Below are 13,542 nucleotides of genomic sequence, written 5' to 3'. Positions count from 1 at the left end.
CGCCCGCTGTCGCGCCGCGTCGGGCGCGGGCGCGTCAGCCGAAATGCGCGAGCAGGATCAACGTCAGCGTCACCACGATTGCGCCGCCGATGCGCGTGGCGATCTGCGCGAACGGCATCAGCGTCATGCGGTTCGCCGCCGTCAGGATCGCGACGTCGCCCGTGCCGCCCTGGCCGCTGTGGCAGGCGTTCACGATCGCGGTGTCGATAGGGTACATCTTCAGGAAGCGCCCAACCACAAAGCCCGTGCCCATCAGCGTTGCCACCGTCACGACGATGGTCACGATATTGGCAATCGTGAATGCGGCGATCAGCTTGTCCCACGGCGTCATCGCGACGCCGATCGCGAACAGCAGCGGATACGTGACGGCCGTCGAGAAGAACTTGTAGACGACGAACGCGCCTTCCTGCAGCTGCGGCGACACCGCGCGCGCGAGCTTCACGAGCACCGCGAGGAACAGCATCGCGACGGGCGCGGGCAGACCGAACAGATTGCGGCACATCAGGCCGAGCAGGTAGAGCGTGATCGCGGTGATGCCGGCGGCCGCGATATGCGTGACGTCGATATGGCCGGAGATTTCTTCCTTCACCGGGTCCATTTCATCCTTTTCGCCGACCTGCAGACGGCCTTGACCCGTGAGATGCGGAAAGCGCTTGCCGAGCATGTCGAGCGCGCCGGACAGCACGATCGCCGTCAGGCTGCCCAGCATCACGGGCGGCAGCACCTGGGCGAACAGTTCGCCCTGCGGCAGATGCATGATTTCCGAGTACCCGATGGACAGCGGAATCGCGCCCTCGCCTACGCCGCCCGCCATGATGGGCACGACGATATACAGCAGCGTGTGCTTCACGCCGAGTCCGAACATCGCGCCGACCGCCGTGCCGACGATGGCGGCCGCGATCGAACCGATTGCGAGCGGCACGAAGATCTTGATGAAGCCCTGGATCAGCACGCGCCGGTCCATACTCAGAATGCTGCCGACGATGATCGACGCAATGAACAGATACAGGAAGTTCGTCTGCTTGGTGAACTCCGTCGTCAGGTTGAGGACGGGTTTCGGCAGCAGGTGATAGTACGTGAGCGCCGACGGCACGAAGGTCGCGCAGATCGCGGCCGCGCCGATGTTGCGCAGAACGGGCAGACGCTTGCCCAGCTCGGCGCAGGTGAAGCCGAAGAACGCCAGCACGGCGATCGCCATCGAAATTTCGCCGGGCACCTTGCCCGTGACGGCAAAGCCCGTGATCAGCGCGAGCAGGATGAAGTAGACGGGCAGCGGAATGATGCCGATCCGGTATTCCATCAGCTTCCACCAGCCTTCCGGCCAGAAGCGCGTCTTAGCGACGGGTTGTTGCGCGGGCACCGGCTGCGAAGGGCCGTGGGCGTGAGAGGTCGTTTGCAAAGCATGTCTCCTTGATCTGGATGCGCGGGTGGCATCGCTTGTCTATGGCCGTGGCCAGTGGGCGCTTATAGCGCAAGGCCCATGCCAGTTTTTCGTCGAGGATTGAATTTCCATGTCGTTGATTTTTATAGCCTTTTTTGGACCAACGAGCGACCGCTGACGAACCCGTTCTGAGACCTCAGAATCGACACGAATGCGCAGGCTGAGAGTTCAGCCATTCGCTAGAATCGCGGCATCGCTCGATTGGGGAAAACCATGCAGGACACATGGCAGTTCCAGGTCAGGATCACGGTTTCGGACGAACGGGCTGGTGCGTTTCGCGCCGACCCGGCTGCGCAGGCGTATGCGCCGCTGCGTGACGTGCTCAGCCAGCATCGCGCCGTGCTGACATGCCAGTTCGATGCGTTCGCCGGCTACGTCAAGGAAGCCGAAGAGGTAGGGACGGCTGCGTACCCTCTCTATGAATGGACGCGGCAGACCATCGAGAACCCTGAAAAGAAAGCGAAATACCTGCGCTCCTTCACTGTGTATGTGGAGGGCGAGCAGGTTTATTCGAAGGAGACAGCTGACGCGCTCGAAGCGGCGCTCCTGTCGTTGGCGTTAGACCCCGAGTCGGGCATCGAACGCGTGTTCAAGTACGACACGAATCCCGCCCACAACCCGCAGCCGCCGCAATCGGGCAGCAACGCGCAATAGCCGGTCCGTCGCGTCCATCGTCTGAAGGACGCCAGCGATCCGGCCACTGCAGCGCGCACGTCAAACCAGCGCGATCTCGACGTCGATATTGCCGCGCGTTGCCTTCGAATATGGGCACGTCTGGTGTGCCGCATCGACGATCTTCTGCGCGACTTCAGCGCTCACGCCCGGCAGGCTCACGTTCAGACGCGCCTGCAGGAAGTAGCCGCCCTCACCCGTGCCGAGGTCGACTTCGGCGTTCACGGCCGTGTCGGTGGGGAGCGCGATTTTCAGTTCGCGCGCCGCGAGTCCCATCGCGCCGATAAAACACGCCGACCAGCCCGCTGCGAACAGTTGCTCGGGGTTCGTGCCCTTGCCGCTCGATCCCGGCGGCGAAAGCTGGATATCCAGACGGCCGTCCGGGCTGCGCGCAGCGCCTTCGCGACCGCCCGTGGTGTGCGTCTTGCCCGTGTACAGGACGTTGTCGATTCTTGCCATGATGTGCTCTCTCCTCTGGCCGCGACTTAGTGATGCTTGAAGGTGGACACGTTGAACTCGCCCGAGATGGTGCGACGACCCGATTCGACGGTTTGGGTCGCTACGCCACCCATATCGTCATTGGCGGCTGCATTGCGGCCTGCTTCGGCGACGATGGCGCTCGGGCCTTGCTGCGACACGGGGGCGCCTTGCAGCGGGTTGTAATGCGGCGCGGGGCCGTAGCCGCTCGCGAAGGCCGAAGTGGACGCTGCGACGCCAAGGGCAAACCAGACTGCGACTTTGAAGAACTTGCTCATGTTGAACTCCGCCAGGTGGAGGCGCCCGCGCTGGGGCGCCATAACGTTGAATATTCCGTGGATCGCGCCTGACTGGCGCTACCATCTTCTTTAACCGCACACGATTACATCGCGTACGACACATTCTAGGCTCAAAATTTTTCCTGTCAAGTGCGATTTAATCGCGTGCGATGCATTTGTCGAGAAAAAAGCCGGCAATCCGGCTTGACGACGCGCCTGGTACGGAGCGTCGACGGGCGCGGAAAGCGCCCGCACTGTGGCTCAGTCCTGCTCGCTCACTGCCTTGATCAGGTTGTTGCGCAGCGTGACGATGGACTTCTGCATCTTCGAGAACTCGTCGGGCGCAAGGCCGCAGGCCTCCACCAGATCCATGCCGAACGCCTTCTCGCGCAGCTTCCGGCCAGCCTTGGTCAGGCTGACGCGCACCTGGCGCTCGTCTTCCGGATCGCGCTGGCGCTCCAGATAACCCATTCCTTCGAGCTTCTTCAGGATCGGCGTGAGCGTGTTCGATTCGAGAAAGAGTTTTTCACCGAGACTGCTGACGGTCTGATGGTCCTCTTCCCACAGCGCAATCACCGTGATGTATTGCGTGTACGTGAGCCCCAGTTCTTCGAGAATCGGCTTGTAAGCCTTGCCGAATGCCAGGTTCGCCGAGTAAACGGCAAAGCACAGGAAGTCGGCGAGCTTCGGGTTCGTGTCTTCTGCCTTGGCGGTGGTCTTCATTTGCGTCCTCGTTGGCACGAGACGGATGTCTCTACAGGAACGCATTATACATCGTGTGCGATTTAATCGGAAATGCTTGACATTACACAAAGGTTGCGGGCAGCCGCCCGCGCGCTTCAGTAGACGTCCCGCACGTAGCGGCGGTCCTTCGTCATTGCGCCGACGTATTCTTCCGCCCGCTCGGCGCTCAGGCCGCCGTGCTGCGCGACGACTTCCTTCAGCGCGGCATCGACGTCCTTGGCCATCCGGCTCGCGTCGCCGCACACGTAGAAGTGCGCGCCCTCTTCGAGCCATGCCCACAATTGCGCGCCCTGCTCGCGCATCCGGTCTTGCACATAGACCTTGTCGGCCTGATCGCGCGAGAACGCCAGATCGAGGCGCGTCAGCAGCCCGCTTTGCTGCATGCTTTCGAGTTCGTCGCGATAGTAGAAGTCGGTTGCCGCATGCTGTTCGCCGAAGAACAGCCAGTTGCGCCCCGTCGCGCCGCGCGCGCTGCGCTCGTGCAGAAAGCCGCGAAACGGCGCGACACCCGTGCCGGGCCCGACCATGATCATCGGCGTGTCGCCGCTGCGCGGCGGACGGAAATGTGCCGACTTCTGCACGAAGACGGGCACGCTGACGTCGTGTGCGCGGTCGGCGAGAAACGTCGACGACACGCCTTTGCGGTTGCGCCTGCCGTTGTTGTAGCGCACGGCGGCGACGGTCAGATGCACTTCGCCCGCATGCGCTTTCGGGCTCGACGCGATCGAATAGAGCCGCGGCTGCAGGCGCTTGAGCACGCCGAGCAACTCGCTGGCGGAGAGATCGGCGGGAAACTCGTGGAGCACGTCGGCCAGTTGCTGGCCCCACAGCCATTGTTTCAGGTCGGCCTTGCGTTCGTCGGCGAGCAGCCTGGCGAGTGCATCGTTGCGGCTGCGCGATGCGATCAGTTGCAGCGCTTCCGCGCTCGGCCGCGCGATTTCATAGTGCCGCGCCAAGGCGTCGGCGATCCGCATGTCGCCGACACCCGCCACATGCACGGGCGCATCCGCCCTCACGCCCGACAGATCGATCAGTTCGTCGACCAGTTCGGGGCAGTTTTTCGGCCACACGCCGAGCGCATCGCCCGCTTCGTATTCGAGGTTCGAATCGCCGATCGCCAGCGAGAAGTAGCGCGTGTCCTTCGAGCCATTGCGATTCAGGCGCAGATTCTCGACGAGCCGCGACTGGGCGGGACTCGTCTTCGACGGCAGCACCGCGGGAATCACGCCTTGCGCGGGCACTTCATAGAGCAACGCGTCGTCGGCCTTGATCTTCGCGATCACGGCTTCGAGCCACTTGTCGGCGGCTGGCTGAAAATCCGTGTCGCAATCGACGCGCGCATGCAAACGCTTCGCGCCGAGTTCGGCGAAGCGCGCGTCGAGCTTGCGGCCGTGGCCGCAGAACTGGTCATAGCTGGGGTCGCCGAACGCGAGCACCGCATATTGCTGATCGGCGAGGCGCGGCGCGCTGTCGGCCTGCAATGCGTTCCAGAAGCTCTGGCCATTGTCGGGCGCGTCGCCGTCGCCGAACGTGCTCGTCATCAGCAGCACGTACTTGCTCTGCGCGAGCGCGGCGACGGGCATGTCCGCCATGCACGACATGCGGATCTCGAAGCCGGACTCCATCAGTTGCGTTGCGTATTGCTCGGTCAACGATTCGATGTTGCCCGTCTGCGACGCCCACAGCAGCGCGACCTTGGGCCGCGCGTGCGCGATGCGCACGGCAGGCCCGCCGACCGCTTCGGGTTGCGCCACGGACGTCAGCGCCGGGGCGGATTCCGGTACACGGCTGAAAAGACCCGCGAGCACGCCGTCGAGCCAGAGCCGCGCATTCGCGGACAGCGGTGCATTCGCAGGCAACGCGGGCACGCCATGCGCGTCGCCTTGCGACGAACGCAAGCCGCTGACGAAGCCCGCCATGTAGTGCCGCGCGGCATCGTCCAGCGTCGGAGCGGGTGTGTCGGTGATGCCGAGCATGGCGGCGAGAGCGTCGATACGGGCCATATCCAGTTCCTGTTGCTGACGGGCCATCGCGACAGGCGTTTCCTGCGCGGCAGCCGGTGCTTCTTCAGTATCGCGTGGCAACGCTTCGACCACGTCGGGTTCGGCTTCGACACGCGACAAAGCCACCGCGCAGAACTTCAGCTCGGGTTGCTGCGAGATCGCGTCGATTGCATCGCTCGTCACGGCGTTGATGCACAGGTCGTCGCCATACACGTCGTTCCAGTGCATCGGCGCGAAGCAGTTGCCGGGGCGCACGCGCTCGGTGACGACGGCGGGCAGCACGGCGCGTCCGCGCTTCGAACGCACTTCGACGCGGTCCTTGTCGCGCACACCGAGCGAAGCCGCGTCTTCCGGATGCAGTTCGACGAAGGGCGCAGGGTTCAGCCGGTTGAGCATCGGCACCTTGCCCGTCTTCGTCATCGTGTGCCATTGGTGTTGCAGGCGGCCCGTGTTCAGGACGACAGGGAATTCCGCGCCAGGCATCTCGGCGGGATCGACATGCGGACGCGCGAAGAACATCGCCTTGCCGCTCGCGGTCGGAAACACCAGTGCGGGGCGCGTGCCGTCGGGCAGCACTTTCAGCGTCTGGCTCACGCCGTCGTTGAGATACCGCAGCGGGTTGCGGTCCGATGCGGCACCGGGCGCGCACGGCCATTGCAGCGACGTTTCGCGCAGCCGCGCGTAGCTAGCGCCGCGCAGGTCATAGCCCGTCTTCGGATTCGACACGCGCGCGATTTCATCGAACACCTCAGACGCCGATGCATACGTGAACGCATCCGCAAAGCCCATCTCGCACGCGACGCGCGCAATGATCTGCCAGTCGGCGAGCGCGGCGCCGGGCGGATCGATGGCCTTCTGCATCAGCGTCATGTTGCGCTCGGAGTTGATCATCACGCCTTCCGCCTCGGCCCACAGCGCGCCGGGCAGCAGGACGTCGGCGTAGCGGTTGGTTTCCGTGTCGAGGAACGCGTCCTGCGCGATCACGAGTTCAGCGGCCTGTAATCCGGCGATCACGTTCTGCCGGTTCGCGACGCTCGCCACCGGGTTCGTGCAGATGATCCAGCATGCCTTGATGTCGCCTGCCGCCATGCGCGAGAACATGTCGACGGTGCCGCCGCCGAGCGTCGTCTTGAGCGTGCCGTGCGGCACTTGCCACAAGTCTTCGATAAACGCGCGGTCTTCCTCGACCAGCACCGAGCGCTGGCCCGGCAGGCCCGGACCCATATAGCCCATCTCACGGCCGCCCATCGCATTCGGCTGACCCGTCAGCGAGAACGGACCGCTGCCGGGGCGGCAGATCTTGCCCGTCGCCAGATGCAGATTGCAGATCGCGTTGGTGTTCCAGGTGCCGTGCGTGCTCTGGTTCAGGCCCATCGTCCAGCAACTGATCCACTCGGGCGCCTCGCCGATCCATTGCGCGGCCTGGCGGATGTCGGCTTCGGGAATGCCCGTGAGCGCGGCGACTTTCTCCGGCGTGTAGTCGTCGAGGAACGCGGGCATCGTGTCCCAGCCTTCCGTGAACTCGCCGATGAAGCGCGCGTCGGTACGGCCATTCTTGTGCAGCAGATGCAGCAGGCCGTTGAGCAGCGCGAGATCGGTGCCCGGCTTGATCTGCATGAACAGATTGGCTTTCTCCGCCGTCGTGTTACGGCGCGGATCGACGACGATCAGCTTCGCGCCTGCCTTCACGCGATCCATCATGCGCAGAAAGAGGATCGGGTGGCAGTCGGCCATATTCGCGCCGATCACGAAGAACAGATTCGCCTTGTCGAAATCCTGATACGAGCCCGGCGGCCCGTCCGCGCCCAGCGACAGCTTGTAGCCACTGCCCGCGCTCGCCATGCACAGCCGCGAGTTCGACTCGATGTTGTTGGTGCCGATAAAGCCCTTCGCGAGCTTGTTGACGAGATATTGCGCCTCGATCGACATCTGTCCCGACACGTAGAACGACAGCGCATCGGGACCGTGTTCATCGAGAATCGCGCGCAGACGGCGGGCGGTGTCGGGAATCGCGAGATCGGCGGAAACGGGAATCGGATCGGCGTCGCGGGTGCGCCGCTCGAACGCGCTTTCGAGGCGGCCCGACTTGCGCAGCGCGACATGTGCCGACTGACCTTTCGTGCACAGACGACCGTAGTTGGTCGGATGATCCTTGTCGCCGGAAATCTTGACGACCTGCCCTTCCTCGACGTGCAGCACCATGCCGCAACCGACGCCGCAGTAAGGACACACCGTCTTGATGTTCTCGCACGTCATTGCCAGATTCCGTTCCGTAGATTACGCCGATACCCACACGTGCCCATCTTCGACGCGCGCCGCGAACGCGCTGACGGACTTGTCGGGCGCTTCGAGGCATTCGCCCGTGCGCAGATCGAAGTGATGCTTGTAGATCGGCGAAGCGACGACGATGCGCTCGCCGACACTGCCGATCAGTCCGCGCGACAGCACGGCCGCCTGCGAGGCAGGGTCGAAGTTGTCGATGGCGTACACGCCGCCGCGCTCGCCTTCGACGCGGAACACGGCGACCTGCTCGCCGTTGACGAGCGCGCAGACGCCCGTGTTCGGCACGATATCGTCGAGCGCGCAGATGGACGTCCAGGTGGTCGGCAGACGGTCGTTGTTCATGTCGATCTCCGTTCTATCGGTGAATGAGTGACGTAGGTGCTCTGGGTCAAACCGTTTCTGCCGGCTCCGTCGACTGCTCGACGACGACGGGAATGCGCACGGGCCGCTGGCGCTCGTCGGGCGTGGCGGGCCGGATCTGGCCGCGCGTCGGCACGAAGCTGACGTTGTCGTCGGCGCTGTCGCTGTTGACGAAGTGACGGAAGCGCTTGCGCGTTTCGGGGTCCGTGACGGCCTTCTTCCATTCGCATTCGTAGGTGTTGACCACGTGCTGCATTTCCGCTTCGAGTTCCGCCGCGATACCGAGCTTGTCGTGGATGACGACGTCGCGCAGATAGTCGAGGCCGCCTTCGAGGTTCTCGCGCCACACGCTGGTGCGTTGCAGCCGGTCGGCCGTGCGCACGTAGAACATCAGGAAGCGGTCGATATAGCGGACCAGCGTTTCGCGGTCCAGATCCGACGCGATCAGTTCGGCATGGCGCGGCTTCATGCCGCCGTTGCCGCACACGTAGAGATTCCAGCCCTTTTCCGTCGCGATGATGCCGACGTCCTTGCTTTGCGCTTCCGCGCACTCGCGCGTGCAGCCCGACACCGCGAACTTGATCTTGTGCGGCGAGCGCAGGCCCTTGTAGCGGTTCTCGATATCGATCGCGAGGCCGACGGAATCGTCCACGCCGTAACGGCACCACGTCGAGCCCACGCACGATTTCACCGTGCGCAGCGACTTGCCATACGCGTGGCCCGATTCGAAGCCCGCCGCGATCAGCTCTTCCCAGATCAACGGCAACTGCTCGACGCGCGCACCGAACAGATCGACGCGCTGCCCGCCCGTGACCTTCGTATAGAGACCGTACTTCTTCGCGACCTGACCGACGGCAATCAAACCGTCCGGCGTCACTTCGCCGCCCGGCATGCGCGGCACGACGGAATACGTGCCGTCGCGCTGGATGTTCGCGAGGTAGTAGTCGTTGGTGTCCTGCAGGCTGGCGTGCTCTTTCTTCAGCACGAACTCGTTCCAGCACGACGCGAGAATGCCGGCGACAGCGGGCTTGCAGATATCGCAGCCAAGGCCGTGGCCATGCTTGTTCAGCAACGCGCTGAAGGTCTCGATACGCTCGACGCGCACGATGTGATACAGCTCCTGGCGCGAAAACGGAAAGTGTTCGCACAGATGGTTGTTGACGGCGAGACCCTGCTTCTTCATCTCGGCCTTCATCACCTGCGTGACGAGCGGCACGCAGCCGCCGCACGACGTGCCCGCCTTCGTCGCGCTCTTCAGGTCGCCGATGGTCGTCGCGCCCGCGCAAACGGCCGCGCAGATCGCGCCCTTCGAGATGTTGTTGCACGAACAGATCTGCGCGCTTTCGGGCAAGGCATCGACGCCGAGCGCGGGCTTCGCGTTGCCGTCCGCTTGCGGCAGGATCAGGAATTCCGGCGATTCCGGCAACTGGATGCGGTTCAGCATCATCTGCAACAGCGTGCCGTATTCGCTCGCGTCGCCGACCATCACGCCGCCGAGCAGAAACTTGCCGCAGTCGGACACGACGAGCTTCTTGTAGACCTGCTTGCGTTCGTCGCTGAACTGATACGTGCGGCTGCCCGCCGTCGCGCCATGTGCATCGCCGAGGCTCGCCACATCGACGCCCATCAGCTTGAGCTTCGTGCTCATGTCGGCGCCCGCGAACGCGGCGTCCGGTTCGCCGAGCAACTGCTTCGCCGTCACGCGCGCCATTTCATAGCCCGGCGCGACGAGGCCGAAAATCTGGCCGTTCCACAGCGCGCATTCGCCGATTGCGTAGATGTCGGCATCGCTCGTACGGCAGTGGTTGTCGATTACGATGCCGCCGCGCGGGCCGACCGCGAGGCCACTGGCACGCGCGATCTCGTCGCGCGGACGGATGCCTGCCGAGAACACGATCATGTCGGTGTCGAGATGGCTGCCGTCGGCGAACTGCATGCGGTGCGTGCCGTCTTCGCCATCGACGATTTCCAGCGTGTTCTTTTGCGTATGCACGGTCACGCCGAGTTCTTCGATCTTGCCGCGCAACATCTTGCCGCCGCCGTCGTCCACTTGCACGGCCATCAGGCGCGGCGCAAATTCGACGACATGCGTGTCGAGGCCCAGGTCGCGCAACGCCTTCGCGCACTCCAGACCGAGCAGGCCGCCGCCGATCACGACGCCCGTCTTCGAGCGCGCGCCGCATTCCTGCATCGCTTCGAGGTCTTCGATCGTGCGATAGACGAAGCAGTCCTTGCGATCCTTGCCCGGCACGGGCGGCACGAATGCGTACGAGCCGCTGGCGATCACGAGCTTGTCGTAGGAAAGCGTTTCGCCCGTCGAGGTCGTCACCGTGTGCGCGTCGCGATCGATCGACACGGCCTTCGCGTTCAGGCGCAGCACCATGTCGTCGCGATCGAAGAAGCCGGGTTCGACCAGCGACAGATCGTCGGCGGACTTGCCCGAGAAGAACTCCGACAGATGCACGCGATCGTAAGCGGGACGCGGCTCTTCGCACAGCACGGTGATGTCGAGGCGCGCCGTGGCTTGTTCCGCGAGGCATTCGAGCAGTTTGTGGCCGACCATGCCGTGGCCGATAACGATGACTTTCATGTCGCCGATCCTGTCAGAGAGGGGATTCATTGATTTAATTCGTTGCACCGAGTGCGGTATCGCGAGCAGTGTGTTCGGCGGAAAAGCGCACGGCGATCGCACAGATCGCGGACGCGCTGACGAAGCCGCCGAGCGTCAGCAGGGTTTGATGCAGGTCGCCCATGCCCTTCGCCAGGAAGCCCGCCGCCACCGCGCCGACATTGCCGCCCGCGCCGACGATGCCCGCCACGCCGCCAAGCGCCTTGCGGTCGATGAACGGCACGAGCGCGTAGGTCGCGCCGCACGCCATGTGTGTGAAGAGCCCGAACAGCAGCATCGCGATCACGGCGAGCGCCGCGTGGCTTGCCTGCGAGAACAGAAGCAGGCCCACGCCTTCGCCGGCGATCAGTGCGAACAGCAGCATGGAGCGTGCGGACAGTCCGCGACGCTTCGCACCCCAGTCCGACAGCAGACCGCCGAGCGGGCGCGCGAAGATCGCGAGCAGGCCGAAGCTGCCCGCCGCGAGACCGGCGTCGCGCAGCGACAGCTGGAAGTGATCGACGTAATAGATGGCCGCGACGTTGTGGATGAACACCTCGACGCCGAAGCACGCGGCGTAGGTGACGAACAGCATCCACACGCGATAGTTGCGCGATGCCGCGAGCAGGCTCGCCCAGCCGCCTTTCTTGCCGCTATCGATGGCGATGCCGCGTGCGCGCAGTTCCGTGAAATTGCCTTGCGGGCAATCCTGCGTGAAGCGCCAGTAGAGCGCGGCCATGATGGGCATCGCGATGCCCGGCAGCACGAGCGTCAGACGCCATGCGTCGGCGTTGCTCGCGCCCAGCGCGACGGCCCCAGCGAGCATCAGCGGCACGAGCATCTGTGCAGCGCCTGCGCCTGCGTTGCCCCAACCTGCACTCGTCGCGTTCGCGGTGCCGACCACGTTGGGCGCGAACATCACCGAGGTGTGATATTGCGTGATGACGAAGCTCGCGCCGACTGCGCCGATGCCGAGCCGGCACAACAGAAACATCGTGTAGCTGTGCGCGAGCGCGGCGCCGAGCACGGGCAACGCACCGACCACCATCAACGCGACGTAGACCTTGCGCGGACCGAAGCGATCGCACATCGGACCGACGATCAGACGCACGAGAATCGTGATCGATACGGCGGCGATGTTGATGTTCGCGACCTGATCCGCCGTGAGGTGGAACTCCTGCTTGATGAGCGGCATCAGCGGCGCGCACGCGAACCACGCGAAGAAGCAGACGAAGAACGCCATCCACGCGAAGTGGAAAGCGCGCATGGCGGGCGTGCGCCAGTTCAGCAGATCGATCGATGTGGCTTTGTCGGTCATGTTCCGGGCCTGTAAACGACTACGGCGTCCCGCGAATCGGGTGCGAGACCAGATTCAGGGGACGCCGTTGTCCAAAATTCGTCAGTACTTGGGGGATGCTGCTTTGCGGCTCGTCGTTGAGCCGCTGTGGGGTGATAAAGGCAAGGTGTGTGCCATGCGGGTTGATGTTGGTGCTAAGGCTTTTCTGGCTTGGGTTTGCCGGAGTTTTTCCAGGTCTACCGCGAGGCTGCTCACTGATTCATGGTGAGGCTCGATGGCACTTTGCTGGTGCAGCGCAGCACTGTGGGCGTGCTTTGCGTGCGGATCAATCGTGTGATGCACGGTATTGGTGGCACGACCGTCACCCCTCCCGCGCCTCCCTCAACTCCCCCGCAATAAAATCGACAAACGTCCTGATCCGCGCCGACATCTGATGCCTTTGCGAATACACCGCAAAAATATCGGCGCCCGGCGTCTCATACCCCGGCAGCACCTGAACGAGCCGCCCATCCGCAAGATATTCGTTGACGTCCCACTCCGCACGCATCAGAACACCGTGCCCTTCGAGCGCCCACTTCACCGCGATCTCGCCGTCGTTGGTCGTCAGATTGCCGTTGATGCGCACCGCCTCTGTCTTGCGCGCAGCGCCGCGTCCCGTCGCGAGCCGCCACACGCCATACGCTTCGTCGCCCTGCCGTATGCCGATGCAGTTATGCCTGACCAGTTCATGCGGCGTGAGCGGCATCCCATACTCGGCGATGTACGAAGGCGCCGCGCATAGCAGTCTGCGATTCGGCGCAAGCCGCCGCGCGACGACGCGGGTGTCGGGCGGCTCGCCGAAGCGGATACAGACGTCGAACGCGTCGTCGGTGAGCGGCGGCGGCGTGACGGACAGCTGCAACTGCACCGCGACCTGCGGATAGCGGTGCACGAAGCGCGAGATCGCCGGTGCGACATGACTGCGCCCAAAACCAAGCGTCGCGTTCACCCGCAACAGTCCCTTCGGACTCTTCTTCGCGCTGCCCAGCAGCTCGGACAGCGCGTCGATCTCATCGAGTATTCGCCGCGCGTGCTCCAGATAGACCTCGCCTTCGGGCGTCAGCATCATCCGGCGAGTCGTCCGGTTCACGAGCGGCACGCCCGCGCGCTGCTCCATCTGCGTCAGACGCTTGCTCACGGCCGCGGGCGTCAAACCCAGTTCGCGCGCCGCCGCGCTCAGGCTGCCTGACGCGGCAAGCGTCGAGAAAAAGCTCAGATCGGTCGGTTGAACGGTGTCGGTCACTGCTCTATTTGTGAATTTAAGTTAAAGATGCTTTGAGTTTAGCACCGGTTACAGCGCTTCCAGTTGGGTACAGTCAGTTCCATTCCATATCAATTGA

The 13,542-nt window shown here is 63.9% G+C and carries 10 protein-coding genes; 1 reads left to right on the top strand and 9 read right to left on the bottom strand.

The features are described from left to right. Positions 1-34: 34 nt before the first annotated feature. The gene (locus tag PPGU16_RS32560) at positions 35-1,360 is read right to left on the bottom strand and encodes a 2-hydroxycarboxylate transporter family protein (protein WP_224028453.1); all 1,326 of its coding nucleotides are present in this window, start codon (positions 1,358-1,360) and stop codon (positions 35-37) included. Between the two features lie 294 nt (positions 1,361-1,654). Here PPGU16_RS32560 and PPGU16_RS32555 point away from each other — a divergent pair, with 294 nt between their 5' ends. Further along, positions 1,655-2,095, top strand: coding sequence for a hypothetical protein (locus PPGU16_RS32555; RefSeq protein WP_180726824.1), 441 nt, complete (start codon positions 1,655-1,657; stop codon positions 2,093-2,095). Positions 2,096-2,155: 60 nt separating this feature from the next. On the opposite strand, the gene PPGU16_RS32550 is transcribed toward PPGU16_RS32555, so the two are convergent. From PPGU16_RS32550 to PPGU16_RS32515, 8 genes are all read right to left on the bottom strand, one after another. Further along, positions 2,156-2,572 carry an organic hydroperoxide resistance protein gene (locus PPGU16_RS32550; RefSeq protein WP_180726823.1) on the bottom strand — a complete coding sequence of 139 codons (417 nt, stop codon included), beginning with the start codon at positions 2,570-2,572 and terminating at the stop codon, positions 2,156-2,158. Between the two features lie 26 nt (positions 2,573-2,598). Further along, the gene (locus PPGU16_RS32545; RefSeq protein ID WP_180726822.1) at positions 2,599-2,868 is read right to left on the bottom strand and encodes a hypothetical protein; all 270 of its coding nucleotides are present in this window, start codon (positions 2,866-2,868) and stop codon (positions 2,599-2,601) included. Positions 2,869-3,129: 261 nt separating this feature from the next. Next, positions 3,130-3,591, bottom strand: a complete 462-nt coding sequence (locus tag PPGU16_RS32540) for a MarR family winged helix-turn-helix transcriptional regulator (RefSeq protein ID WP_042305532.1) — start codon at positions 3,589-3,591, stop codon at positions 3,130-3,132. A gap of 116 nt (positions 3,592-3,707) precedes the next feature. Next, positions 3,708-7,871: a sulfite reductase subunit alpha gene (locus PPGU16_RS32535; RefSeq protein WP_180726821.1), complete on the bottom strand. Its 4,164-nt coding sequence runs from the start codon at positions 7,869-7,871 to the stop codon at positions 3,708-3,710. A gap of 21 nt (positions 7,872-7,892) precedes the next feature. Further along, entirely contained in the window at positions 7,893-8,240 is a 348-nt protein-coding gene (nirD, locus tag PPGU16_RS32530; protein WP_180726820.1) for a nitrite reductase small subunit NirD, read from the bottom strand. A 46-nt stretch (positions 8,241-8,286) separates the two neighbouring features. After that, on the bottom strand, positions 8,287-10,848 hold the full coding sequence (nirB, locus tag PPGU16_RS32525) for a nitrite reductase large subunit NirB (RefSeq protein WP_180726819.1): 2,562 nt from the start codon (positions 10,846-10,848) through the stop codon (positions 8,287-8,289). 34 nt (positions 10,849-10,882) lie between these two features. Then, complete coding sequence (locus PPGU16_RS32520) at positions 10,883-12,184, bottom strand: MFS transporter (RefSeq protein WP_180726818.1); 1,302 nt, start codon at positions 12,182-12,184, stop codon at positions 10,883-10,885. Positions 12,185-12,524: 340 nt separating this feature from the next. Further along, positions 12,525-13,445, bottom strand: a complete 921-nt coding sequence (locus PPGU16_RS32515; RefSeq protein WP_180726817.1) for a LysR family transcriptional regulator — start codon at positions 13,443-13,445, stop codon at positions 12,525-12,527. Between the last annotated feature and the right edge of the window lie 97 nt (positions 13,446-13,542).

The organism is Paraburkholderia largidicola (genome assembly GCF_013426895.1).
GTDB lineage: Bacteria > Pseudomonadota > Gammaproteobacteria > Burkholderiales > Burkholderiaceae > Paraburkholderia > Paraburkholderia largidicola.
Note: the sequence above shows the minus strand (reverse complement) of the source record. Positions and strands in the feature narration are given on the sequence as shown.